The organism is Fulvimarina endophytica, from assembly GCF_003403015.1.
Taxonomy (GTDB): Bacteria; Pseudomonadota; Alphaproteobacteria; order Rhizobiales; family Rhizobiaceae; genus Fulvimarina; species Fulvimarina endophytica.
In genome coordinates this window covers 1-24,544 of the sequence record NZ_QURL01000006.1, presented here as the reverse complement: position 1 = coordinate 24,544, position 24,544 = coordinate 1, and the positions used below count along the sequence as shown (strand labels likewise).

General features: G+C 66.6%; 27 protein-coding genes and 1 pseudogene. 17 read left to right on the top strand and 11 right to left on the bottom strand.

From position 1 onward, the window contains the following. Together DYI37_RS14720 and DYI37_RS14715 are read right to left on the bottom strand one after the other, a co-directional pair. Entirely contained in the window at positions 1-825 is an 825-nt protein-coding gene (locus tag DYI37_RS14720) for a manganese catalase family protein (RefSeq protein WP_116684034.1), read from the bottom strand. 142 nt (positions 826-967) lie between these two features. Continuing rightward, positions 968-1,417 carry a DUF2383 domain-containing protein gene (locus DYI37_RS14715; RefSeq protein ID WP_116684033.1) on the bottom strand — a complete coding sequence of 150 codons (450 nt, stop codon included), beginning with the start codon at positions 1,415-1,417 and terminating at the stop codon, positions 968-970. A gap of 365 nt (positions 1,418-1,782) precedes the next feature. Between DYI37_RS14715 and DYI37_RS14710 the strand changes: the two genes are divergently transcribed. Then, positions 1,783-1,983, top strand: a complete 201-nt coding sequence (locus DYI37_RS14710) for a hypothetical protein (RefSeq protein ID WP_116684032.1) — start codon at positions 1,783-1,785, stop codon at positions 1,981-1,983. A 23-nt stretch (positions 1,984-2,006) separates the two neighbouring features. After that, positions 2,007-2,234 carry a glycosyltransferase family protein gene (locus DYI37_RS14705; RefSeq protein ID WP_116684031.1) on the top strand — a complete coding sequence of 76 codons (228 nt, stop codon included), beginning with the start codon at positions 2,007-2,009 and terminating at the stop codon, positions 2,232-2,234. Positions 2,235-2,261: 27 nt separating this feature from the next. On the opposite strand, the gene DYI37_RS14700 is transcribed toward DYI37_RS14705, so the two are convergent. From DYI37_RS14700 to DYI37_RS14665, 8 genes are all read right to left on the bottom strand, one after another. After that, entirely contained in the window at positions 2,262-4,052 is a 1,791-nt protein-coding gene (locus tag DYI37_RS14700; protein WP_116684030.1) for a hypothetical protein, read from the bottom strand. Beyond that, on the bottom strand, positions 4,049-5,209 hold the full coding sequence (locus DYI37_RS14695; protein WP_116684029.1) for a protein-glutamate methylesterase/protein-glutamine glutaminase: 1,161 nt from the start codon (positions 5,207-5,209) through the stop codon (positions 4,049-4,051). The genes DYI37_RS14700 and DYI37_RS14695 overlap by 4 nt, the downstream gene beginning before the upstream one ends. Before the next feature lie 122 nt (positions 5,210-5,331). Further along, on the bottom strand, positions 5,332-5,799 hold the full coding sequence (locus DYI37_RS14690; protein WP_116684208.1) for a chemotaxis protein CheW: 468 nt from the start codon (positions 5,797-5,799) through the stop codon (positions 5,332-5,334). Positions 5,800-5,865: 66 nt separating this feature from the next. After that, entirely contained in the window at positions 5,866-6,339 is a 474-nt protein-coding gene (locus tag DYI37_RS14685; protein WP_245413937.1) for a chemotaxis protein CheW, read from the bottom strand. Next, positions 6,336-8,441 carry a chemotaxis protein CheA gene (locus tag DYI37_RS14680; protein ID WP_116684028.1) on the bottom strand — a complete coding sequence of 702 codons (2,106 nt, stop codon included), beginning with the start codon at positions 8,439-8,441 and terminating at the stop codon, positions 6,336-6,338. Before DYI37_RS14680 ends, DYI37_RS14685 begins: the two co-directional genes overlap by 4 nt. Continuing rightward, a complete protein-coding gene (locus DYI37_RS14675) occupies positions 8,438-8,806 on the bottom strand; it encodes a response regulator (protein WP_116684027.1) in 369 nt (122 codons plus the stop codon). Before DYI37_RS14675 ends, DYI37_RS14680 begins: the two co-directional genes overlap by 4 nt. 137 nt (positions 8,807-8,943) lie before the next feature. Beyond that, positions 8,944-9,264: an STAS domain-containing protein gene (locus DYI37_RS14670; RefSeq protein WP_158555187.1), complete on the bottom strand. Its 321-nt coding sequence runs from the start codon at positions 9,262-9,264 to the stop codon at positions 8,944-8,946. A 242-nt stretch (positions 9,265-9,506) separates the two neighbouring features. Beyond that, the gene (locus DYI37_RS14665) at positions 9,507-10,277 is read right to left on the bottom strand and encodes a MauE/DoxX family redox-associated membrane protein (RefSeq protein ID WP_116684025.1); all 771 of its coding nucleotides are present in this window, start codon (positions 10,275-10,277) and stop codon (positions 9,507-9,509) included. Between the two features lie 451 nt (positions 10,278-10,728). Between DYI37_RS14665 and DYI37_RS14660 the strand changes: the two genes are divergently transcribed. After that, the gene (locus tag DYI37_RS14660) at positions 10,729-12,360 is read left to right on the top strand and encodes a BCCT family transporter (protein ID WP_116684024.1); all 1,632 of its coding nucleotides are present in this window, start codon (positions 10,729-10,731) and stop codon (positions 12,358-12,360) included. A gap of 51 nt (positions 12,361-12,411) precedes the next feature. Here the strand turns inward: DYI37_RS14660 and nikR are convergent, their stop codons facing one another. Continuing rightward, a complete protein-coding gene (gene nikR, locus DYI37_RS14655) occupies positions 12,412-12,873 on the bottom strand; it encodes a nickel-responsive transcriptional regulator NikR (protein ID WP_116684023.1) in 462 nt (153 codons plus the stop codon). A gap of 97 nt (positions 12,874-12,970) precedes the next feature. Between nikR and nikA the strand changes: the two genes are divergently transcribed. From nikA to ureG, 14 genes and pseudogenes are all read left to right on the top strand, one after another. Next, entirely contained in the window at positions 12,971-14,539 is a 1,569-nt protein-coding gene (gene nikA, locus DYI37_RS14650) for a nickel ABC transporter substrate-binding protein (RefSeq protein ID WP_116684022.1), read from the top strand. Between the two features lie 3 nt (positions 14,540-14,542). Beyond that, complete coding sequence (nikB, locus tag DYI37_RS14645) at positions 14,543-15,487, top strand: nickel ABC transporter permease subunit NikB (RefSeq protein WP_116684021.1); 945 nt, start codon at positions 14,543-14,545, stop codon at positions 15,485-15,487. 59 nt (positions 15,488-15,546) lie between these two features. Further along, positions 15,547-16,356 carry a nickel ABC transporter permease subunit NikC gene (nikC, locus tag DYI37_RS14640; RefSeq protein WP_425365052.1) on the top strand — a complete coding sequence of 270 codons (810 nt, stop codon included), beginning with the start codon at positions 15,547-15,549 and terminating at the stop codon, positions 16,354-16,356. Continuing rightward, the gene (locus DYI37_RS14635; RefSeq protein ID WP_116684019.1) at positions 16,353-17,138 is read left to right on the top strand and encodes an ATP-binding cassette domain-containing protein; all 786 of its coding nucleotides are present in this window, start codon (positions 16,353-16,355) and stop codon (positions 17,136-17,138) included. Before nikC ends, DYI37_RS14635 begins: the two co-directional genes overlap by 4 nt. Next, a complete protein-coding gene (gene nikE / locus DYI37_RS14630) occupies positions 17,135-17,947 on the top strand; it encodes a nickel import ATP-binding protein NikE (RefSeq protein ID WP_116684018.1) in 813 nt (270 codons plus the stop codon). The genes DYI37_RS14635 and nikE overlap by 4 nt, the downstream gene beginning before the upstream one ends. Positions 17,948-18,139: 192 nt before the next feature. Beyond that, positions 18,140-19,006, top strand: coding sequence for an urease accessory protein UreD (locus DYI37_RS14625; RefSeq protein ID WP_245413936.1), 867 nt, complete (start codon positions 18,140-18,142; stop codon positions 19,004-19,006). A 36-nt stretch (positions 19,007-19,042) separates the two neighbouring features. Then, the gene (locus tag DYI37_RS14620; RefSeq protein ID WP_116684017.1) at positions 19,043-19,345 is read left to right on the top strand and encodes an urease subunit gamma; all 303 of its coding nucleotides are present in this window, start codon (positions 19,043-19,045) and stop codon (positions 19,343-19,345) included. Between the two features lie 13 nt (positions 19,346-19,358). After that, positions 19,359-19,664 carry an urease subunit beta gene (locus DYI37_RS14615; protein WP_116684016.1) on the top strand — a complete coding sequence of 102 codons (306 nt, stop codon included), beginning with the start codon at positions 19,359-19,361 and terminating at the stop codon, positions 19,662-19,664. 98 nt (positions 19,665-19,762) lie between these two features. Then, positions 19,763-21,475, top strand: coding sequence for an urease subunit alpha (ureC, locus tag DYI37_RS14610; RefSeq protein WP_116684015.1), 1,713 nt, complete (start codon positions 19,763-19,765; stop codon positions 21,473-21,475). A gap of 34 nt (positions 21,476-21,509) precedes the next feature. Further along, entirely contained in the window at positions 21,510-21,791 is a 282-nt protein-coding gene (locus DYI37_RS14605) for a BrnT family toxin (RefSeq protein ID WP_116684014.1), read from the top strand. Then, on the top strand, positions 21,766-22,074 hold the full coding sequence (locus DYI37_RS14600) for a BrnA antitoxin family protein (RefSeq protein WP_116684013.1): 309 nt from the start codon (positions 21,766-21,768) through the stop codon (positions 22,072-22,074). Before DYI37_RS14605 ends, DYI37_RS14600 begins: the two co-directional genes overlap by 26 nt. Next, positions 22,071-22,673, top strand: a complete 603-nt coding sequence (locus DYI37_RS14595; protein ID WP_116684012.1) for an urease accessory protein UreE — start codon at positions 22,071-22,073, stop codon at positions 22,671-22,673. The genes DYI37_RS14600 and DYI37_RS14595 overlap by 4 nt, the downstream gene beginning before the upstream one ends. 1 nt (position 22,674) lies before the next feature. Beyond that, entirely contained in the window at positions 22,675-23,352 is a 678-nt protein-coding gene (locus DYI37_RS14590; protein WP_158555186.1) for an urease accessory protein UreF, read from the top strand. Continuing rightward, positions 23,349-24,002, top strand: a pseudogene (ureG, locus tag DYI37_RS14585) (urease accessory protein UreG); the annotation flags it as partial. The gene DYI37_RS14590 and the pseudogene ureG, both read left to right, overlap by 4 nt. Positions 24,003-24,544 lie beyond the last annotated feature (542 nt).

Sequence of the window (24,544 nt, the reverse complement as noted above, 5' to 3'; positions counted from 1 at the left end):
TCAGATCTGCTCGGTCTGGGCGCCGGAATTGGGCCGGGCCTTGCCGAGATCGGGCTCCTGGCCTTCTGGCGCCGGCTGATCCACGACGTGGAACTCGGCGCGCCCGTCCAGCGAGGGGCCTGACGACCAGCGCCCTTCCGGGGCCTTCTTGTCGAGAAGCGTGTTGAGATAATAGTAGGAGTGCTTCATCGCCTCGTGATCCTGAGGGGTCGAATTGGGGATCGGCAAGGCTGCAGCCATGCCGCCCAGTTCCTCGATCACCGCGAGCCACTGTTGCTGGTGATAGGTGTCGCGGGCAATCAGGAAGGAGAGCATGTCCTTCATCCCGGCATCCGACGTCCAGTTGTAGAGACGCGAGGCAAGCACGCGGCCGCCGGCCTCGGCGGTAGCGTTCGCCAGCATGTCCGCGCCGATATTGCCGGTCGCGTAGATATGGCTCATGTCGAAGGGCACGCCGTTGGCGTTCACCGGCATCGCCGACAGGCCCGAGGACAGGAGATGGCGCGGATTGGCGCCGCCGAGAATGGCGTTGACCACCGGGTCCTTGGCCGCTTCCTCCTGATCGGTGACCGGTGCGCCTTCGAGATTGAGCGCGACCGCATGGCCGAGGAACTCGATATGGGAGAGTTCTTCCGTCGCCGTCGAGATCAGCATGTCGCGGATGCGGCTGTCGCCGCGCGCGCCCATGGCCTGGAAAAAGTACTGCATCGCCACGCGGATCTCGCCTTCGATGCCGCCGATCGCCTGCTGGAGCAGCTTGGCGAACTGGGGATCGGGGGTGTCGACACGGACGGTGTATTGAAGCTTCGAGGAATGATGAAACATCGGTCGATCTTTCGGTTGGGACTTCGAGGGAATGGCACGATCGATTCCTTCGGCGAGAGCAAGGCCCTTGCCGTCAGGTCTCGTTTCGTGTGGTTGGTCCGGTGGTGAGACGGGGCGCGCCGGTCGGGCGTGGCCCCTCGTCTCAGAGCGCGTCCGCGGTTCGGGTCATCCAGTCGCGATGACGCTTTTCGTCGGCGAGCGCCTTGGCGAAGAACTCGCGCGATCGCTGGTCGGCATCGCGATGCTCGTTCGCTCGCTCATAGGCCTTCACGGTATCGTCTTCGTTGGTCTTCATCGCCTTGAGAATGGCCCCATCGCCGACGAGGCCGGCGAGAGCGATCTTGCCGGTGGTCAGCCATTCCTTCGCATCCCCCTCCTGCGGCGGGTCGATGGACAGATCACGGGCCATGAAGTCGAGCATATCCAGATGCTGCTTGTGGTCTTCGCGAAATTCGGAAACCTGCGTCTTCAACGCGGCATCCGACAGTTTCCCGATCGTCGAATCGTAAGCCGCCAGCGCGTCGCGCTCCAGACGAATGAGATCCGTCACGAGGCCTTCGAGATCGCCTTCGCGTCCGACAAGGGTCGCCATGGCAAAAGTCCTTCCTGATGGTCGTGAAGTCTGCGAGAACAAAGGTAAGCGGACCGAAGCGTTCCGGCGTGAAAGAAACCGTTTCGCTTCCGCCCTAACCATGTCTTCGAAACGACGTCGCGTCAGAAAATTCCGCAAAGGCCTGGATCGGCGGCGATCCGGGGGGCGACGGGCCGGGCCTTGCCTGCGCCGGGGGCACGATCCGGCAGCCGATCGAAAACGTTCGCCGCCCAATGAAAGCGGTCTCGCAGGGCGCGAGACGGCCGCGAAATTATCGCATTTGATTTTTCGCGCTTCCCGCCCGCGGTAAGCATGGGTTCGAACCGTTCCGGTTCGGCACCCCACGCTCTGGCAGGAACCGAAGAATGGACAAACCCCTGGAACTGAACGCCGCCGAGGCTGTGCTTCTCGACCGCCTCTTTCGCGAGGGACCCGTGCGCACCGAGACGCCCGCATCCGCGCGCGACCTCGTCGAAAAGGACCTCGCCCGCTGGGCCGATCATCAGGGTCTTCTCGAAATCACCGAACTCGGCCGTCGCTCGGCCTGCGTTTACAAGCTCGTCTAAGGGCCGGCGGGACCGGAACCGCCTTGGGCCACCCGATCGTCGTCACGAACAATGAGTCTCGGTTCTTCCGCGCCGAGCAGGTCGCCCGGATGGATGTCGAGGCCGGTATCGTGCCCGAACCGGTTCGCCGTGACAACGCCGTCGCCATCGCTGCGCCAGTCGCCCGCGATCGCGGCGAGGACGACACCGTGCGCCTCGAACGAGGAAAGGGCGCCCGCGAAAACCCGGCGCCCTCTCCCCTTCGATCATAAAGCCTTCGATCCCGGGCCGTTCTTTCTTCAGAACAGGACGTCGTCGAGATCGTCGGCCGATCCCTCGCCGGACGACGCCGTCGCGCCTGTCTCCTGCGGTCCTTTCGCGGCGGAGCCGGCATCGGGGAAGATGTCGGCCACGACCCCGTCGTGGATCCGGCGCTCGTCGTCCATCGTGTAGGTCCGGCGCAGGACGTCCAGCGTCTGGAGCGCCTCGACCGGCGTGTCGGACGCTTCGAAGGAGGCCATTCCGGTGTCGAGGTCTTCGGCGATTTCGCTCAAGGTCAGAACGAGGCCGCGCTGGCGGTCGAGCGCCCGGTCGGCCTCGCGTGCGAGGCTCCCGATCCGCTTGCCCACGTCCTTCAGCGCCGTTCCCGCCTCGCTCAACTGGCCCTCCACGCCCTGGAGGACGCCGAGGCTCGATCGGGCCTCGCCGACAAGGCCCGAGACCGTGCGTCCGGCTTCGGTCTCGCGGGATTCCGAAAGGCCGGACGCCGTCTCGCCGACCCGGCCCAAGGCATTCTTGACCTCTTCGAGCTGGCCGACCATCTCGCTCACCAGATCGCGGATCTGGAGCGAGACGACGGCGAGGGCCCGCCCGTCCTCGCCGAGCTTGGAACAGGTGAGCGCGGTGTTGAGGCTGACGAGCCGCATCTCGAATTCGAGAACGTGCAGTTCGCTGGAACAGGCGTCGAGGCTCTCGACCTTTTCGAGGATCGCGCCGGCCAGCCGCTCGACGCCCTCATGCGCGGCCTCGGAGCGATCGAGCCCGTCCGAGGCTTCGCCGATATCCCTGGCCAGTTCGCCGACCGCCGAAACCCCTGCCCGTCCGTCGCGCGATCCGAGGCGCCCGCTGAGTTCGGAGAAGGACATCTCGACATCGGCGGCCAGACAACCGAGCGCATCGCGGATCGCCTCGGTCTCCTCGACCAGGCGCTCGTGAGTGTCCGCCAGTTGCCGGGTCTCCAGCGTGGTGAGGAGGCCGCGCATGGCCGGTTCGCGATCGATCAGGGCGAGCGCTGCCGCGATATGCTCGAGGCGCTGGCGGGTGTTGTCGCCGATCTGGAGCCGGCCGACGATCCCGGAAATCTCGCGCGAGCGCGCATCGGAGGCAGAACCGGCCTCCTTGTCGATGGCCGCGCATTCGGCCCGTTCCATGCTCGCCCGTTCGAGGCTGCGCTCGACGCGGGCGCGCAGGTCGCTGGTGACGGCGACGAAACCCGCCTCGAAACCGCGCCCCGACACGAGGGCGTCGTTGAGGAGGACCGACAAGGCGTCGCGGCCCTCGCGAAGCTGTTCGACGAGCTTGCCCGCCCGCCGGGCGAGTTCCACCACGTCGTCGGTGAAGACGCTGAGCTCGCTCTCGTTGCCGCTCTTGATGCCGGCGGCGATGACGCGCGCGTTCATGGCGATGGCGCCGATCATCGAGACCGTGCGGCGCAGATCGGCGAGCGGCATCGAGGCGGCCTTCGCCTCGCTGCTCAGGACCTCGATGAGGCCGCGCTCGTGCCGCGTGCCCTCGATCAGCTTGTCGGCCTCGTCGACGAGGGCCCGGATCGCCGTCTCGGCCTTCGCCAGCTCAGGTCCCTCATGCGCCCGGCTGACCGAGGCGAAGGCACCGCGCATGTCCGAGAGAAGACCGACGGCATCGATCAGCCGCTGGCCGACGCCGAGAAAGATGGTCTCGATCTCGGCCGTCGTCGATTCCAGACGTTCGCGCAAGCGGGCGAGCGACCGCTCCTGCGCCGCCTCACTTGGGGCGGCTTCGGCCGCAGGTTCGTCGGTCTCGTCGAGCCGGTAATCGACGAGGGCGCTCACGATGCGATCCGTTCGCTGGGCGAGACGCGGGCCGGGAGGCCATGGTGGACCGGCCGGCCGATCTCGGACGCGATGCGGTCGAGGGGCAGCACCATTTCGGCCCCGCCCCGCTCGATCGCCTCGCGCGGCATGCCGAAGACGATGCACGAGGCCTCGTCCTGGGCGATGGTGCGCGAGCCCATGTCGCGCATCTCGCGCAGTCCGCTCGCCCCGTCGTCGCCCATGCCGGTGAGAAGGATGCCAATGGCGTTCGCGCCCGCCCTCTGGGCGGCCGAGCGGAAGAGCACGTCCACCGAGGGGCGGTGGCGCGAGACGAAGGCGCCCTCATCGATGCTCACGGTGTAGCGCGAGCCGGCGCGGTTGAGGAGCATGTGATAATTGCCCGGCGCGACCAGCACCCGGCCCGGCAGGACCACGTCGCCATCGGCCGCCTCGCGCACCTCGACGGCGCACATGGAGTTGAGCCGGCGCGCGAAGGCGGTGGTGAACTTCTCGGGCATGTGCTGGACGACGAGGATCGCCGGGCTGTCGGCCGGAAGCGCGGAGAGCACCCGTGCCAGCGCTTCGGTTCCCCCGGTCGAGGCACCGATGCAGACGAGGGGTTCGGTCTTCGGCATCCCATCGCGCAGGCTCGCCTGGCGGGTCGGCGACAGGGGCGGAATGATCACGTCGGCCAGATGCTTGGCCTCGACCTGCATCCTTGCGTCCCGGCGGGCACCGCGCCTCACCCGGGCATGGGCCGCAGCCTTGGCCACGTCGCAGATCAGCATGCGCGAATCGTTGAGGAACTGGGCGGTGTGGACCTTCGGCTTGCCGATCACGTCGACGGCGCCGGCCGCGAGCGCCTCCATCATCACGTCCGATCCCTGTTCGGCAAGGCTCGAGCAGATGACCACCGGGATCGGCTTCTGGGCCATGATCTTCTTCAGGAAGGTCAGCCCGTCCATTCTCGGCATCTCGATATCGAGGAAGAGGACGTCGGGGATCTCGTCGCGGATCTTGGCTGCGGCATGATAGGGATCGGAGGCGACCGCGATCACCTCGATCTCGGGATCGGCGGACAGGATCGCGCTCAGTGTCGTGCGCACGGAGGCGCTGTCGTCGACGATCATCGCCCTGATCTTCTGCCGGTGGCCCTCTGCGGTCGCCTGTGCCATCTGCGCTACTCCTCGAACCCCTCGGCCTTGAGGAGGCGGACACTCGCCGCCGCCTCGCCCGGCCTCCCGTCGCAGTGGCCCGCACGTCGCGCGGGCCGGTCGTTTCCGTATCCTACGGGTCCTCAGGCAGCCGCCTGGGCCCCCGAGAGGTCGGCGGTATGGAAGAGGAGGTCCAGGTCGAAGACCATGACGAAGCCGCCATTGCGACGCCCGACGCCCTCGATGCAGTCCGAACGCCAGCCCCTGCCGACTTCCGCCGGCGGCTCGAGCACCGCCTCGTCGAGCTCGGCGACCTCGAACACCCGGTCAGCCCTGAGCGCGATCTTGCGCATGCCGGTCTTCGTCGCGACGTCAAGAACGAGGATGCGCGTGTCCTTGGTATCTTCGGCACCCGGCATTTCGAGGCGAAGGCGCAGATCGACGACCGGGATGTTCTGCCCGCGCACGTCGATCATTCCGAGAAAGTCGGAGGGCGCGCGCGGCATGCGGGTCGTCGGCTGCGGCTCCAGGATCTCCTGGACCCGCGCGACGGGGATGGCGAAGACCGCATCCGCGACGCCGAGGGTCACATATTGCTTGTGCTCGTTCATGAAGAGCTGCTCCAGCATCTCGAAGAGGTGAAATCGACCGCGCGCTCGCGGGCCGCGATCGAGGCTTCAGGCGGCCGCCTGCTCGGTGCCGGCGGCGAAGATGCGCTCGAGATCGGGAATGATGATGAAATCCTCGCCGCGCCGGCCGATGCCGCGCACGAACTCGGCCGGCCACCGCATGCCGACCTTCGGCGCGTCCTCGATCGAACCGGCCTCGATATCGGCGACGTCGCGAACCTTCTCGGCGAGAACGCCCACCATCACCGGCTCGTCGTCGATGTCGATCTCCATCACGACGATGCGGGTATCGCCGTTCATCGCCGCGCGCTCCATGCCGAACATGACGCGCAGATCGGCGAGCGGCACCACATTGCCGCGCACATTGATGAGGCCGCCCACGAATTCGCCCGCATGGGGAACCGCCGTGATCGGAACCGGATCGAGGATCTCGCGGACCCGAACCGCCTCGAGCGCGATGAGCTCGTCCTGAAGACCGATGGTCAGAGCCTGCATGTCCTTCTCCTTCGCGATCTCGCTCATGCCGCCCGTCCCAGACGCTCCATGCGTCCACGCTCCTCGCGCTTCTGACCCGTGCTGACGAGGTTCAGGACGTCGAGAATGAGGGCCACCGTTCCGTCGCCCAGAATGGTGGCGCCGGAGAAGGTCTTGATGCCCGAATGAAGGCGGGAGAGCTGCTTGATGACGGTCTGGTTGTTGCCGATGATCTGGTCGACCACCAGGCCGACGCGCATGGATCCGGCCGAGACGACGACGATCTTCTGATGCGGGCCGGTCTCGCCGGTCACGTCGAAGAGGTCGCGCAGGCTGAGATAGGGGACGAGATCGCCGCGCAGGTTGAGGAAGCTGCGCCCGCGCGCATCGGCTTCCGTGCGCGCATCGAGCTCGACGCATTCCTCGACGGCGCCAAGCGGGATCGTGTAGCGGCTGTCGCCCACCTGGACGAGAAGCCCGTCGATGATGGCGAGGGTGAGCGGCAGGCGCAGGGTGACCGTGGTCCCCTTGCCGGCTTGAGTCTCCACGTCGATCGAACCGCGCAGGCCGTCGATCGTGCGCTTGACGACGTCCATGCCGACGCCGCGCCCCGAAAGGGCCGTCACCTCGGAGGCGGTCGAGAAGCCGGGCTCGAAGATCATCCGGTTCAATTCGTCGGACGAGAGCTGCTGGCCCGGCGCGATGAGGCCGGCCTCCTCGGCACGGGCGCGGATGCGCGCGGCATCCAGCCCCCTGCCGTCGTCGGAGACGGTGATCGCGACTTCCGCGCCGCGATGCTGGGCCGACAGGCGCATGGTGCCCGTCTCGGGCTTGCCGGCGCTCGCCCGGCCCTCGGGCCGCTCCAGCCCGTGGTCGATGGCGTTGCGGATGAGATGGACGAGGGGATCGGCGAGCTGCTCGATCACCGTCTTGTCGAGTTCGGTATCCTCCCCCTCCGGCACGAAGGCGATCGGCTTGCCGAGTTCCTCCGAAAGGTCGTGGACGAGGCGGCGGAACCTGCCGAAGAGCGTCCCGATCGGCACCATGCGCGTGCCCATGGTGGTGTCGCGCAGGCTGGAGGTGAGCCGCTCGATCTCCTCGGCGACGTTGACGAGGGCCGAATCCTTGAGGGTTTCGGCAAGCTGGCTGAGGCGCGCCTGGGCGATGACGAGTTCGCCGACCCGGTCCATCAGTTCGTCGAGCCGTTCGGCCGGCACGCGCAGGGTGGCGTTGCGCTCGGTGCGCGGCGCGGCCTTCGCAGGCGCCTCGACGAGCTTGACGACCGGCGAGGCGGCGGGCGCGGCGGGCGCCGGCACAGTCTGCGCCGTCGCTTCGGGCGCGGCCGGCGCGGCAGAGGCCGGGGCCTTGTCCGGCCCGGCGGACGCAGCCGCGGGAGCCTCGGCCTCGGCCTTGTGAGCGGAGATCGCCTCGCCGGCCGTCAGCGGCTCGATGGAGAGAACCATGTCGTCGCGCACGAAGAGGAACACGTCGTCGATCACGTCGCGCTCGACGGCGGCCATCAGCTGCACATCCCAGGTGATGTGGCATTCCTCGGGCTCGAGGCGGTCGAGGGCGGGAACGGCCTCGGTGATCGCCGTCACCTCGCATGGTCCGAGATCGCGCATCTCGTCGAGGAGAAGCAGCGGATTGGTGCCGAGCGTCAGGGCGTCGGCCGGGAGCTTGAAGCGGATGTGCCAGGCGCTCGTGGCGGCAGGCTCGGCCAGCGGCTCGCCCATTTCGAGTGGCGTTTCGGCGACGGGCGCTTCGCCCGCGATCTCCCCGCCCTCGACCGCCGCCTTCAGGGCCGCGAGGATCGCATGCCCGCGTTCGGGATCGGCATCGGGATCCTCGATCAGCGCCGAGACGTGATCGCGGGCATCAAGCGCGGCGGCGATCAGGCTGCGATCGGCCGTCGCCTCCCCCTTGCGCACACGGTCGAAGGCGGTCTCGAATTCGTGGATGAAGTCCGAGACGGCCGTGAAGCCGAACATCGCGCCCGACCCCTTGAGGGTGTGGAGGGCGCGGAAGGCGAGACCGACGATCTCGCGGTCGTCCGGACGCTGCTGGAGATCGAGCAACGCCTGTTCGAGCGTCTCGATGAGATCGGCGGCTTCCTGGCGGAAGACCTCTGCGGGATCGATCATGCTCATGCGCCTGCAACCTTACGCACGACCGAGAGGAGCTGGTCGGTCTTGAAGGGCTTGACCATCCAGCCGGTGGCGCCCGCTTCCTTGGCCTGCGCCTTGATGCCGGCATCGGACTCGGTCGTCAGGAACACGATCGGCACGCCGTTGCTCGACGGGGTCGCGCGATATTCGCGAATGAAGGTGAGACCGTCCATGACCGGCATGTTGAGATCGGTGATCACCGCATCGACCGGGCTCGACGTCGCCTTGTCCAGCGCCTCTCGCCCGTCGCTCGCCTCGACGACGGAATACCCCGCCTGCTTGAGGGTCATCCCGACCATCTGCCGGACCGAGGCCGAGTCGTCGACCACCAGGATTGTCTTGCTCATGGGGACTCCTGAAATTCGAATATCATTCGTCTGCCCTGTGCCGATCCGGGCAGAAAGGCATGATACGGGCTCTGCAGAGGCGGTTCCGACCGGCGGTGTCCGCGCTTCGACGGGGCGATGGCAGCGGCCGCCATCTGTCAGACCGGAAGGGGATCGGCGTCGAGGACGGGCGCGAGCGCTTCACCGAGGCCGGCGCGCGCGATGGAGCCGCGCAGGGCGCCGCCCTCGGGTGCGTGGATGACGAAGCTTCGTCCGCGGCCGCTCGCAAACTTGCCCGATGCGACGAGAACCTGAAGCGCGGCGGCGTCCATGCCGCCCGAGCGGGCCGCGTCGAGGCGCACATCGCCGGCTTCGAGGGCGTCGAGCAGTTCGGCCGCCATCTCGTTGGCGTGGCGGATGCTGCGCTCACCGGAGACGTCGATGACCCGGCCGGCGTGATCTTGCGAGGAAGATGACATGTCTTTGTCTTGTCCGCTGGCGAGGAACCCGGAAGTGGATGAAGACAAGATGATCGTGATTGATTGCGGAAGCCTTAAACGAGGACCCGTTCCGCGCGCGTCTTCCACCATGAGGTGGCCGAGATGACGAAAGGGAAGAGGCCGGCTCCCGCCCTTACGGTCCCCGGCCTCTCTTTCCGTCGCTCATCGTTCACCGGCGCGAAGGCGTTCAGCGCGCCTTCCGCTCGCCTTGGGGCTCGCCTTCAGGCGAGAAGATACATGCTCACCGGCATCCAGAGGCCCATCGCGATCATCACGAGGTTCTCCGTCAGGGAGACGAAGCCGAGCGGCACGTTCGAGCCGCCGCCGACACAGGCGCATTTCAGCTCCCGCTTCTGCACATAGACCGCGTAGAAGACCGAGACCGCCCCGACCGTTCCGATGAAGAGCGCGATGGGCGCGGAGATGAAGGTCAAGGTTCCGGCGATCATCAGGAGCCCCGACAGGGTCTCGGCGAAGGGGTAGATGCGGCCATAGGGCACCCAGCGCTTGGCCAGCAGGTCGTAGTTGAGGAACATGGTCGAGAAGCTCTCCACGTCCTGCAGCTTCTGAAGCCCGAGCAGGACCATGGAGATCGCGAAGAACCACTCGATCACTCGGATGCTGAGAAGCGTGCCGAGGGCGAACCAGGAAAAGGCGAGCGCAGTCAACGCCGCCACCGCGAAGATCGCAAGGACCGGCCGATAGGTGGTCTCGTCCTTCGGTTTCACGGGATTGCCGAAATAGGCTCTCAGATCGCTGTGGCCGCCGATCCGCTCGCCGCCGATGAAGATCTGCGGCGTGGTCTCGACGCCGTGTTCCGCCTTGAACGCATCGGTCTCGGCGCGGGTCGTCAGGTGATGGTCCTCCACCTCGTAGCCCCGGCGCTCCAGAAGATCCTTCGACTTCAGACCGTAGGGACAGACATGCTTGTCCATCACCATGCGATAGATGACGGCCGTCTTGTCGCTCGTCTTGCTTTGAACCTGGCTCATGGTCGAATGCTCTGTCCTGTGATGTCGGGCCGGCGTCCGAAGGGGTTCGGCGGGCGGCCGGACGAATCGTCTCCATCCCCATGTGGAGGTTCCAGCGGCTGGAAGGTCAAGGCGCCGATCGCGACGCCCGAACGGGAAAGCGGCGCCCGAGTCCGTCGCTCGATCTGCGATCCGCGATAAATTTCTTCGCACTCTCGCAAGGGCGCGAAGGGCAAGGGCTGTGGGGCTTGCGGCCGGAAACATCGCCCCTTGGCAGATTGACTGAATGTCAGTCGCAGAAATTTTCAGGTTGCAGGACCGGCGTCCGCTCATAGGTTCGAAGACCTAGCGCACCGGACCTGAATCCAGAACCGGGTCCGATGTTCCAATCTCCTGCGACGCATCGGATGGCCCGAATGCCGGGTCCACGTTTCGGCCCGATGCCCCGATCAACGCAACGACGAGGAAGCTCTTGAACTCTCTGGCAACGCGTCTCGGTCTGAAGGTCGATACGGACATCTTCTTCGTATCGGCAGGTCTGACATTCGGCTTCGTGATCCTTCTCGTCGCGATCCCCGATCAGATCGGCAGCATCTTCTCCGTGAGCCGCGCTTGGATCGTCACCAATCTGGGCTGGTTCTTCATTCTCGGCGTCAATGTCTGGCTCGGCTTCCTGATCTTCGCGGCCGCCTCCCGGCACGGGCATATCCGCCTCGGCCCGCGCGATTCGCGGCCGGAATATTCCAACATCTCCTGGTTCACGATGCTCTTTGCCGGCGGTATCGGTACGATCCTGATGTTCTGGGGCGTCGCCGAGCCGATCAGCCACTACAAGGACCCGCCCCTGCCCGGCGTCGAGCCCTTCACCATCGAGGCGGCACAGGACGCGATCTCGATCTCGCTCTATCATCTGGCGATCCACACCTGGACGATCTTCGCGCTTCCCGGCCTCGCCTTCGCCTATTTCATCAACCGTTACGACCTGCCGGTGCGGGTGAGTTCGGTCTTCTATCCGCTCCTGCGCGAGGGCATCTACGGGCCGGTCGGCAAGGCCATCGACATCGCCTCGATCATCGGAACCCTGTTCGGCGTCGCGGTCTCGCTCGGCCTCGGCTCCTCGCAGATCTCGGCCGGCCTGTCGGAACTGTTCGGATGGGGCGACGATACGCTGCTTCGCGTCGCGATTCTCGCGAGCCTCACCGCCATCGCCGTACTCTCGATCGCCGCCGGCCTCGATCGCGGGGTGAAGATCCTCTCCAACATCAACATCGCCATGGCCGTCGGCCTTCTGATCTTCGTTCTCCTTTCCGGGACCACGCTCTTCCTGCTGCGCGGTATCGTCGAGACCTTCGGCCTCTATCTCTCCAATCTGCCCCGCCTCGCCTTCTGGAACGACATGATCCACGGCGAGAACCTCGGCACCGGGGACTGGGGATGGCAGGCGAACTGGACGGTGTTCTACTGGACATGGACCGTCACCTGGTCGCCCTTCATCGGCATCTTCGTCGCGCGCATCTCGCGCGGGCGCACGGTGCGCGAATTCGTGTTCGGCGTTCTGCTCGCCCCCTCGCTCTTCACCGTGATCTGGTTCGCGATCTTCGGCTGGCAGGCCATGGAGATCGACGGCCTCGGCCAGGCCGCCCGCGCGGCCATGGGCGAGGATGCCGGCGCCATCAGCCGGGCCGTGTCCGAATCGGTGCCGCTCGCAATGTTCGCCTTCTTCGCCGAACTTCCGCTGACGACCCTCGTCCAGGGCATCGCCATCGCCGTCGTCGCGATCTTCTTCGCAACCTCGGCCGATTCCTCCTCCCTCGTCGTCGACATGCTGTGCACCGGTCGCCAGAAGGCCGGCCCGACCCGGCAGCGGGTCTTCTGGGGCATGGTGCAGGGGCTCATCGCCGCCATGCTGATCCTGCTTGCCGGCGAGGCCGGGCTGACGGCCCTTCAGGAGGTCATCACCGTGGTCGGCCTGCCGATCTTCGTCCTCGTCTGCATGATGATCCCCTCGATCATGAAGGGGTTCGCGGCCGAGGACATCGATCACGTCACCATCGGCAGGCGGCCGGAGCTCGAAGCCTTCGAGGTGGACGCGAAACCCGACTGACGGCGTCCGCCCACCGGGCGCTCACGGGTGTGGAGGCTTGCCGGGCCGGGCTCAGGCCGGCCCGGATTCGCCGTCGTGATCGTGATCGTGATCATGTCCACGATCGTGCCGGGGGCCCTGCGGCACGATCTTCAGCTCGCCATAGGAGACGGCACGCTGGGAGATGATGGTGTCGGCGAAGTCCTGCACCTCGTCGCTCCTGCCCTTCAGGACGCTGATCTCGAGGCACTGGTCGGCGTCGAGATGGATGTGGAGGGCGGCGACGGAGATGTCGCGGTGGTGATGATGGGTGGTCGTCAGGCGGCTGGAGAGATTGCGCGCCTCGTGATCGTAAACATAGCTGAGCACGCCGACGCAGTCGCGCACTTCTCCGGTCCGCGCGGCCGCCTCGCGCAGTCCGAGCCGGGCGAGATCGCGGATCGCCTCGGACCGGTTTGGATAACCGCCGGTCTCGATCATCCGGTCCAGATCGGCCATCAGGTCGTCGTCGACGGTGATCGTGATCCGCTGCATGGTCTCTCCTCTTTATCCCGCACCGCAGCGAAGGCTGGACGAATCGGTGGTATGATGTATTGAGACAAAGCTCATACTCACCGTTCCGGAGACGACCATGCGCCTCGCTTTGTCCCTTGCCCTCGCGATCGGCCTTCTTTCCGGCTCGGCGACCGTGACATCGGCCCTCGAACGCCTGAACTTCTCCTGGCCCGTCAATGTGGGCCCGCTCAACCCGCATCTCTACACGCCGAACCAGATGTTCGCACAATCCATGGTGTACGAGCCGCTGGTCAGATACGGCAAGGACGGCACGCTCGAGCCCTGGCTCGCCGAAAGCTGGGAGGTGTCCGGGGACGGCCGCGCCTATACCTTCCACCTTCGCCAGGGCGTGACCTTCTCCAATGGCGAGACCTTCGATGCCGAGGCGGTCGTCGCCAATTTCGAGGCGATCCTCGCCAATCGCGAACGCCATGCCTGGCTCGAGCTCGCCAACCAGATCGAGAAAGCGGAGGCCCTGGACGACCATAGGGTGCGCCTCACCCTGAAGGACTCCTATTATCCCGTCCTTGAGGAACTCGCGCTGCCGCGCCCCTTCCGCTTCGTCGCCCCCTCCCAGTTCGTCGACGGCGGCACGATGGACGGCATCGCGGCGCCGATCGGAACCGGGCCCTTCGTCCTTGCCGAAACACGTCTCGGCGAACACGATCTCTTCAGGCGCAACGAGACCTATTGGGGCAAGGCGCCGGCGCTCGACGAGGTCGACGTCAAGGTGATCCCCGATCCCAATTCCCGGGCGATCGCTCTTCAGACCGGCGAGATCGACCTCATCTACGGCGCGGACGGCCCGATCTCGCCCGACAGCTTCAAGCGCTTCGAGGCCATGGACGGCTACGTCACCGCCCTTTCCCCGCCCTATGAGACACGCACCTTCGCCCTCAACACCAATCGCGGCCCGACCCGCGACATCGCCGTGCGCAAGGCCATCAATCATGCGGTCGACAAGGACACGATGATCTCGGCGGTCCTGTCCGGCACCCATGAGCGTGCCGATACCCTGTTCGAGCCGGGCGTTCCCTATGCCGATATCGGCCTGAAACCCTATGCCTTCGACCCCGTTCTTGCCGAACGGCTGCTGGACGAGGCCGGCTGGACGCGGCAGGACGGGGGCACCCGCTCGCGCGACGGCGAGCCCCTGAGAATCGAACTCTGCTTCACCGGCAACGATGCCGTCCTGAAGTCCATGGCCGAGATCGTCCAGGCCGATCTCGCCCGCATCGGCATCGCCGTCGAGCTCGTCGGCGAGGAGGAAAGCAGCGTCTATGCGCGCCAGCGCGACGGGCGCTTCGGCATGATCTTCAACACCACCTGGGGCAAGCTCTACGATCCGCACGCCTTCCTCTCGGCCATGCGCGTTCCAGCCCATGCCGATTATCAGGCCCAGCTGGGGCTCGACGACAAGGCCGAGATCGACGGCAAGATCGGCAAGGTTCTCGTCACCCGCAACGAGGAGGAGCGCAGGGCTCTCTACAGGGAGATCATCACGCGCCTCCACGACGCGGCGGTCTATCTGCCGCTCGTCTACACCAATGCGATGCTCGTCGCCCGGCCCGGCCTCGGCAAGGTGCCCTTCGGCGCACTCTCCAGCGAGGTCCCCTTCGAGGCGATCGAGCCCGGGGATCTCTGAGCCGTGGCCCTCTTCATCCTCAGGCGGCTGGCGCTGATGGTGCCGATGCTGCTCGGCGCTTCCCTCGTGATCTTCCTGGTGCTGCGGCTCGGCCCCAGCGATCCCGCGCTCGACTATCTGCGCCTGTCGCGCCTGCCGCCGACACCGCAAGCGGTCGAGGCCGCGCGCGAACTTCTCGGCCTCGACCGGCCGATCCTCGTGCAATATCTCGACTGGCTGTGGAGCGCCCTCCATCTCGATTTCGGCGTCTCCTACGCGCTCCAGCGGCCGGTTCTGCCCGATCTTCTCCACTATCTGCCGGCAACGCTCCAGCTCGCCGGCTTCGCGCTTCTCCTCACCCTCGCGATCTCGGTGCCCCTCGGCATCTGGGCGGCCCGCCACCGCGACGGCCTGCCCGACAACGCGGTGCGCGTCGTCGCCTTTCTCGGCGTCTCCATGCCGAATTTCTGGCTCGGCTTCCTCCTCATCTTCCTGTTCTCCGTCGAGCTCGGCTGGCTGCCTGCCATGGGCAAAGGCGGCCTCTCGCACATCGTCATGCCGGCCATCGCGATCTCGCTGATGTCGCTCGCCATCAATGCGCGGCTCTTGCGCGCCTCCATGCTGGAGGTCGCCGGCCAGCGCCACGTCACCTATGCGCGCCTTAGGGGCCTGTCCGATCGCAAGGTCGAGCGCTCGCACATCCTGCGCAATGCGCTCCTTCCCATCGTCACCGCCACCGGCATGCATGTGGGCGAACTCATCGGCGGCACGCTCATCATCGAAAGCATCTTCGGCTGGCCGGGGGTCGGGCGCTACGCCGTCTCGGCGGTCTTCAACCGGGACTATCCGGTCGTCCAGTGCTTCACGCTCCTGATGGTCGCGATCTTCGTCCTCTGCAATCTCGTGGTCGACATCGCCTATGCCTATGCCGATCCGCGCATCCGGCTCTCCGGGGAGGGAACGCGGTGAGCGATCTCGCAATCCATACGGGCGATGCCCCCGCGAGCGCGCGAGGGTCGCGTTTCGGCCTGACCGGGCGCATCGCACTCGGCCTCGTCCTCGCCATCGTGCTGGTCGCCATCTTCGGGCCCTTCCTCGTTCCCTACGAGCCGAACGCCGTCGACCTTTCGGCGCGCCTTCAGAGCCCGAGCGCCGCCCATCTCCTCGGCACGGACCATCTCGGCCGCGACGTCCTCGCCCGGCTGGTGGCCGGGGCCGGCGTCTCGCTCGGCTCAGTCGCGATCGCACTTTCGCTGATCCTCGTCCTCGGCATCACGATCGGCGGCATCGCAGGCGTTGCCGGGGGCCGCACGGACCAGGTGCTGATGCGCTTCACCGACGTCTTCCTCACCTTCCCGACCCTCGTCCTCTCCCTCTTCCTCGTCGCCATGCTCGGCACCGGGCTCGTCAACGTCGTCATCGCCATCGCCCTGTCCCACTGGGCCTGGTATGCGCGCATCGTGCGCGGCATCGTCCTGTCCCTGAAGCATCGCGACTTCATCCTCGCCTCGAGGCTCGCCGGCGTCGGGCGCCTGCGGATCTTCGCCGTCCATCTCCTGCCCGCGACCCTTTCCCAACTGGTGGTTCTCGCCAGTCTCGATATCGGCCACATCATGCTGCACGTCTCCGGCCTCTCCTTCCTCGGCCTCGGCGTCGTGCCGCCGACGGCCGAATGGGGCGTGATGCTCAACGATGCGCGCCAGTTCATCTGGACCGAACCCTTTCTGATGATCTGGCCGGGGCTCGCCCTCTTCGTCACGGTGATGGCCTTCAACCTTCTCGGCGACGCCGTCCGCGACCGCCTCGACCCGCATCTGCGCATGGAGCATGCCCATTGACCGCCCGAAGGCTCGACATCGCGAACCTGACGGTGCGCGCGAGAGGCGGCGCGCGCGCACCTCTCGTCGCCGGGATCGACCTTTCGCTTTCGTCCGGCGAGGTTCTGGCGCTCGTCGGCGCCAGCGGCTCGGGCAAGTCGATGACCTGCGCCGGCGCGCTCGACGTCCTGCCGCCCGGAACATGGCGCGAGACCGGAACGCTCCTCGTCGATGGCGAGCCCTGCCAGCCGAAGACCGTGCGCGGCCGCAAGGTCGCGACCATCCTCCAGGCGCCGCGCAGCGCCTTCAATCCCGTGCTCACCATGCGCCGCCACGCCGAGGAGACCCTGAAGGCTCTCGGCTTCCCGAAGCCGCGATGGGACGCGATCATCGCAAGCGCCATGGCGGATGCGGGTCTCGGCGAACCCGACCGGATCCTCGCCCTCCATCCCTTCGAGATGAGCGGCGGCATGCTCCAGCGCATGATGATCGCCCTCGCCCTGATGAGCGAGGCGCCCTTTCTCTTCGCCGACGAGCCGACGACCGATCTCGATCTCATCGTCCAGAGCGAGATCCTCGACTGCCTCGACAGGCTGAGAAAGGAGCGCGGGCTCGGCATCCTCCTCGTCACCCACGACATGGGCGTCGTCGCAAGGCTGGCCGACCGGGTGGCGGTGATGGAGGCGGGACGTATCGTCGAGACCGGGGGGATCGACCGGATGTTCCACGAGCCCGCCCATCCGGTGACGCGCAGACTGGTCGATGCCCATCTCTCCCTCTACGCGCCGGACGTCGCCCCATGAGCCTTCTCGCCGCCGACGCGGTCTCGCGCGCCTACGAGACCGGCATGGGCTGGGGCGAGCGGCAGAAGACCCGCGTCCTTGACGCGGTCTCGGTGTCGATCGAGGCCGGCGAAACCGTCGGGCTTCTCGGCCGCAGCGGCTGCGGCAAGAGCACCCTCGCCCGCCTTCTCGTGGGTCTGGAGCGCCCCGATGCCGGATGCGTCCGCTTCGAGGGCCGTCCGCTCGATGAATTGTCGAAGGCCGAACGCCTCGCCTTCCGGCGATCGGTGCAGATGGTCTTCCAGGATTCCCTCGGCGCCGTCGATCCGCGCTCCACGGTTCGCGCGATCCTCGCCGAGCCCCTGCGCCACCTCCTCAAGCTTTCGAAGAGCGAGCGCGAGCCGGCGATCGCCGATCTTCTGCGGCGGGTCGGGCTCGAGCCGCGCGATGCGGACAAGCTTCCCGGCCAGATGAGCGGCGGCCAGCTCCAGCGCGTCTGCATCGCCCGCGCGCTCGCGCCTCAGCCGAAGCTGATCGTCCTCGACGAAGCGGTCTCCAATCTCGACCTGCATCTCCAGATCCAGATGCTCGATCTCTTCGAGCATCTGCGCCGGGAGACGGGCCTCGCCTATCTGTTCGTTACCCACGATCTGCGCCTCGTCGAACGCTTCGCATCGCGCGTTCTCGTCATGGACGAGGGCCGCGTCTGCGAGGAGGCCGCGGTGTCCCGCCCCCTCGCCCTCGCAAGTCCCGCCGGACGGGCCCTTGGCGCGGCGGTGCTCCCCGCCATGCCCGGCGCCACCCGCCGCCCTGCACGCGCGGCTGGCTAATTTTCGGTCAGCCTGACGGAAGAAGTCGCATCCCCCTCTTCGGCGGAGCGGGGCAAGGCGAGCGGATGGGCGGCCGGACGGCGGCCTCCTCGTCATGGCACGATCCTTGCGTCACTCGGCTCGATCCGGGCAAGACGCCCAGACCGTCGTCGCCAGTCGCGGCGGGGCGGATGCGAGGAAATGCCGGACCCGATGACGAGACTTGCCGAACGGATGGATGCAGCGGCCCCGGAGGGAACGGTCGGCCGTTCGTCGCCGCGCATGCAGCGCAGCAGCGGCACCGGGCTCGTCAGCGCGCGGCGCGGCGCCGGCGGAGAAAGCCGGCTCTTCGACCTCTATCAGGAGGGATCGGCGCGCATCCGCCTCCCGAACAGCCATTCGGCCGGACGCCTCGAAGCCGTCCTCCTCAACACCTCGGGCGGAATGACGGGCGGCGACCGGCTCGCCTGGCGCTGCGAGGCCGGCGACGGAACCCATCTGACGCTGGCGACCCAGACCGCCGAACGGCTCTACCGGGCCGTGGACGGGCGGGCCGAGACGAAGGTTCACCTGACGGTCGGTCGAGGCGCCCGCCTCGACTGGCTCGCCCAGGAGACGATCCTCTTCGACGGCGCCCGATTCTCGCGCTCCATCACCTGCGATCTCGCCGAGGATGCCAGCCTTCTCCTGTGCGAGCCCCTGGTCTTCGGTCGCAGCGGCATGGGCGAGATCGTGCAGACCGGCGCTCTCGCCGATCGCTGGACGATCCGCCGGGCTGGACGACCGGTGCATATCGAGGCGCTGCGCATCGAGGGCGCGATCGACGACATGCTTCAGGGTGCCGCCGTGGCCGGCGGCCGGCGCGCCCATGCCACCGTCCTTCTTCTTTCGCCCGAGGCCGAGGCGTGCCTCGAGCCGGCGCGCGCCATCCTCGGCGAGAGCGGCGGCGCGAGCTTCTTCGACGGCAAGCTCCTCGTGCGGCTGATGGCAACCGGCGCGCTCGCGCTTCGCCGAAGGCTCCTGCCACTTCTCCTCCTCCTGCGCGGCGGCTATGCTCTGCCCCGTTGCTGGTCGATCTGAACCCCGCTCACCCATCCATCCGGAGGCAACGGACCCTTGAACCTCAGTCCACGCGAAAAGGACAAGCTGCTGATCTCCATGGCGGCCGTCGTCGCCCGCCGCCGGCTGGAGCGCGGCGTGAAGCTGAACCATCCCGAAGCGGTGGCCCTGATCACCGATTTCGTGGTGGAAGGCGCCCGCGACGGCCGTCCCGTCGCCGAACTGATGCAGGCGGGCGCGAAGGTTCTCGACCGCAGCCAGGTGATGGAAGGCGTCGCGGAGATGATCCACGACGTGCAGGTGGAAGCCACCTTCCCCGACGGCACGAAGCTCGTCACCGTCCACCAACCCATCCGCTAGAGGAGACCGCGCCATGGTTCCCGGAGAGTTCTTCGTGCGCGAAGGCGAGATCGTGCTCAACGAGGGCCGGGAGGCCCTGACGCTGGTGGTCGTCAATACCGGCGACCGTCCCGTGCAGGTGGGCAGCCATTACCATTTCGCCGAGGCCAATCCCGGGCTCTCCTTCGACCGGGAGGCCGCGAGAGGCAGGCGCCTCGACATCGCGGCGGGCTCGGCCGTCCGCTTCGAGCCCGGACAGGAGCGCGAGGTGAGCCTGATCCCGTTCGCCGGCAATGGCCGCATCACCGGATTTCGCGGCGAGTTCGGCGCGGCTTCGTAGGGAGGCTATCGCGCGTACGCTTCGCATACCGGCCGTGCTGCCTTCTTGAAGGATCAGGCCCGAACCGCCGTCAGGACGGACTGCAAGAGGATCGACCCATGCCCGCCACCATTTCCCGCGCCGCCTATGCGGACATGTTCGGCCCCACCACCGGCGATAAGGTTCGCCTCGCCGATACCGAACTCGTCATCGAGGTGGAGAAGGATTTCACCACCTATGGCGAGGAGGTGAAGTTCGGCGGCGGCAAGGTGATCCGCGACGGCATGGGCCAGTCCCAGGTCTCGCGCGCGGACGGCGCCGTCGACACGGTGATCACCAATGCGCTCGTCGTCGACTGGACCGGCATCTACAAGGCCGATATCGGCCTGAAGGACGGACGGATCGCCGGCATCGGCAAAGCCGGCAATCCCGATACCCAGCCCAACGTCACCATCATCGTCGGGCCCGGCACCGAGGCGATCGCCGGCGAAGGCCGCATTCTCACCGCCGGCGCCATCGACAGCCATATCCACTTCATCTGCCCCCAGCAGATCGAGGAGGCGCTGATGTCGGGCGTGACGACCATGCTCGGCGGCGGCACGGGCCCGGCGCACGGAACGCTCGCGACCACCTGCACCCCGGGGCCCTGGCATCTGGCCCGCATGATCGAATCCTTCGACGCCTTTCCGATGAACCTCGCCCTTTCGGGCAAGGGCAACGCCTCGAACGCCCGGCCGCTCGAGGAGATGATCCTCGGCGGCGCCTGCGCCCTCAAGCTGCATGAGGACTGGGGCACGACGCCCGAGGCGATCCGCACCTGCCTTACCGTCGCCGACGACTACGACGTTCAGGTGATGATCCATACCGATACGCTGAACGAGAGCGGTTTCGTGGAATCCACCATCGACGCGATCGCGGGCCGCACCATCCATGCCTTCCACACAGAGGGTGCGGGCGGCGGCCATGCGCCCGACATCATCAAGGTGGCGGGCCTTCCCAACATCATCCCATCCTCGACCAATCCGACCCGGCCCTACACGCTGAACACCATCGCCGAGCATCTCGACATGCTGATGGTCTGTCACCACCTCGACGGCAACATCCCCGAGGACGTCGCCTTCGCCGAAAGCCGCATCCGCAAGGAGACCATCGCGGCCGAGGACATCCTCCACGATCTCGGCGCCTTCTCGGTCATCGCCTCGGACAGCCAGGCCATGGGCCGCGTCGGCGAGGTGATCATCCGAACCTTCCAGACCGCCGACAAGATGAAGCGTCAGCGCGGACGCCTCGCAGGAGAAACCGGCGAGAACGACAATCTGCGCGTGAAGCGCTACATGGCGAAGATCACGATCAATCCGGCGATCACCCACGGCTTCGACAGGCATCTCGGCTCGGTGGAGGTGGGCAAGCGCGCCGATCTCTGCCTCTGGTCGCCCGCCTTCTTCGGCGTCAAACCCGACATGGTGCTCATCGGCGGCACCATCGCGGCCGCCCCCATGGGCGATCCGAACGCCTCGATCCCGACGCCCCAGCCCGTGCACATGCGCCCGATGTTCGGCGCCTATGGCAGGTCTCGCACCAATTCCTCCGTTACCTTCGTCTCGAAGGCGGCCTATGAGGACGGGCTGCGCGAAAGGCTCGGCACGGCGAAGGCGATGCTTCCCGTCGAGAACACGCGCGGCGGCATCGGCAAGGCCGCCATGAAGCTCAACGACGCCATGCCCCATATCGAGGTGGACCCCGAAACCTACGAGGTTCGCGCCGAGGGCGAGCTTCTCACCTGCGAGCCCGCCGAGGTTCTGCCGATGGCGCAGCGCTATTTCCTGTTTTGAGGCGAATTGAATGTAACGACGAATGTAGTTACATATGGATTTCGAATGGGACGACCGGAAAGCTGAACTCAATGTCCGGAAGCATGCCGTGCGCTTCGAGACGGCGGCAGCTGTCTTTTCCGATCCGTTCAGACTGATCTTCGAAGACGACCGCTTCGTGTATGACGAGGTCAGGGAAATCGCGATCGGAATGGTCGGAACACGTCTTTACGTCGTCGTTTTCACGGAGGTTCCCGACGCCATCCGTATCGTATCGGCCCGAAAGGCAAGTGATCGCGAAAGGAAGATCTATGGCAACCGTACATTTCCGGCTTGATGGTTCGAACCCTCCTGAGCCCACGAAGGAGGAACGGGAACGCTTCGATGCTTTGCGCGACGAGGACATCGATTTCTCCGACATTCCCGAGCTGACCGACGCCCAGCTCGCCGAGATGCGGCTCGTTGCGCCGGGCGAGGTCGTCCCGACCAAGAAGCAGCTCACCATCCGCCTCGACGCCGAGATCGTCGACTGGTTCAGGGCGCAGGGGCGTGGCTACCAGACCCGCATGAACGACGTGCTCGGCGCCTATGTGCGGGCCGTCAAGCGAGAGACGCGATGATCCGCGTCCGCGAGGTCCGTGCCCGGGCCGAAGCCCCTGCCGACACGATCACTCTCGACGAGACCGCGCGCCATCGCAGGCGGATGGTCATGACCTCCGACGGCGGGATCGACATTCTCCTGGACCTTCCCCGCGCCCGGCTCCTGCGTCATGGCGAAGGCCTTGTCCTGGAGGACGGGCGGGTGATCGAGGTGCGCGCGGTCCCCGAAGACCTCGTGGCCGTGTCGGGTCGCGACCGGCGCCATCTCAACGCTCTCGCCTGGCAGATCGGCAACCGGCACCTCGCCGCGCAGATCGAGGACGACCGCATTCTGATCCGCCGCGATCATGTGATCGAAGCCATGCTGACGGGGCTCGGCGCGGGTCTGGATTTCGTCGACGAGCCCTTCGACCCCGAAGGCGGGGCCTATGACGAGATGGCCGGCACTTCCTCCCGACATCATGTTCATCACGGGCACGGGCACGAACACGAGCACCCCCATGAGCATCGCCACGGCCACGGACATGCTCACGCACACGAGCATGATCCGGTGGCGGGCGGAGGGCATTCCCACGACGTCGCAATGCCGCGAACGGGCGCCGAACGGTCGACGGACTGAGATGGCGCCGCCCCTCGCACTTCTGTCCTGGCTCTCGCCTGTCTTCCCCATCGGTGGCTACGCCTATTCGGCCGGTCTCGAAACGGCGATCGCAGAGGACCGGCTCGCAGGTGCCTGCGACCTGACCGCCCGCATCGCCCGCCTTCTCGCCTCGGGCTTCCTTTGGAACGATGCGGTCTTTCTCGCCACGGCCCATCGCAGCGCCGCCGACGAGACGGCTCTCCTCGATCTCGCGGCAATGGTGCGAGCCTTTGCCGGCTCTGCCGAGCGCCTCGCGGAAACCTTCGATCAGGGGCGGTCCTTCATGGCGGCCGTCTCGCCTTGGGCCAAGAGCGTAAGGGGCGGAACGAAGGGTGCACCCATCGCCCTCGCCGACGACGCCCTGCCCCTGCCCGTCGCCATCGGACGGATGGCGGCTCTCCATGATTTCGAGCGTCTCGATACGCTCGCCGTCTTCCTCCACGGCGCGGTTCTCGCACAGCTCCAGGCCGCGATCCGCCTGTCCCTCATCGGGCAGACGGGAGCGGCGGACGCGATGAGCCGGCTCGAGCCCGCCATCCTCGAGACGGCCGAACGGGCAGCGACCGCGACGCCCGACGATCTCGGAACCGCGTGCTTTGCCGCCGAAATCGACGCCCTGCGCCACGAAACCCTTGCCGGAAGGCTCTTCCTGTCATGAATCCAGCCCCGACTGCCCCCGCAAGTCAATTTTCCCGCTCACCCAACGGTCCCCTGCGGGTCGGCATCGGCGGGCCTGTGGGTGTCGGAAAGACGACTCTGACGGCGCGGCTTTGCGAACTGTTTCGGGACCGGCTGTCGATCGCCGTCGTCACCAACGACATCTACACACGCGAGGATGCGGATGCTCTGGTTCGGATGCAGGCCTTGTCGTCGGATCGGATCGAGGGCGTGGAGACGGGCGGCTGCCCTCACACGGCGATCCGGGAGGATGCGTCGATCAATCTCCGTGCGATCGACCGCCTGACCTCGCGCATTCCGGATCTGGACATCGTGTTCATCGAAAGCGGCGGGGACAATCTGGCGGCGACGTTTTCGCCCGATCTGGCGGATCTGACGCTTTACGTGATCAGCTGCTGCCAGGGGGAGGACATTCCGCGCAAGGGGGGCCCTGCGATCAGCCGCTCGGACCTTCTGATCGTGAACAAGACCGATCTTGCGGTCCATGTGGATGTGGACCTCGAGCGCCTCCGCATTGATTCTGGTCTTGCTCGAGGTTTTCGTCCGACTGTTTTCACGGATTTGAAGCGTGGTTTTGGTTTGGCTTCGGTTGGAGATTTCATTCTTAGCCGCGGGGGCTTTTTGGCGGGCGGGGATGGCGGCGTTGAGCGCGGCGGGGCCGTTGTTCGTCACGAGGCTGGCTCTGTTGGGACTGACGGGCCCGGTGCGTCGCCTAAGGCGGCGTCTGGTGCGTCGTTTGGGGCGCGTGAGGCCTGAGTGTGGTGTTGGTTTTCCTGAGGGGACGCGAGGGAGGCTGACGGTAGGGGCGTCCTCGTCATGACGGGGCTTGTCTGACGATTACCTGTTTCGCGCTGCCTTGTCGGCCTCGCGCTGCCTTATCGGCCTTGCTTCCGGGACCTTGCTCCCCGATCGCGATCGCGATCGCCTTTACTGACCTCGCCTGCCCTTCCCTATCCCCCCTAAGCCCTCACCATTCAGCTAGGCCTGTCGTGGGGTCGTTTCTGTGCCTGCCCGGTTGACGTTTCGGCACGGTGGCCCTTGCGCCGGTACGAATCCGTATCCTGTCTTGTCCGGCGCGTTGCGAGGGGTGGCTCGTCGTTTGAGGCCTATGGGGGATGAGGGTACTCGGGCTGGGTTTTTTCCGGAGGTGTTTTTGCGCCCGCCGTCTTTTC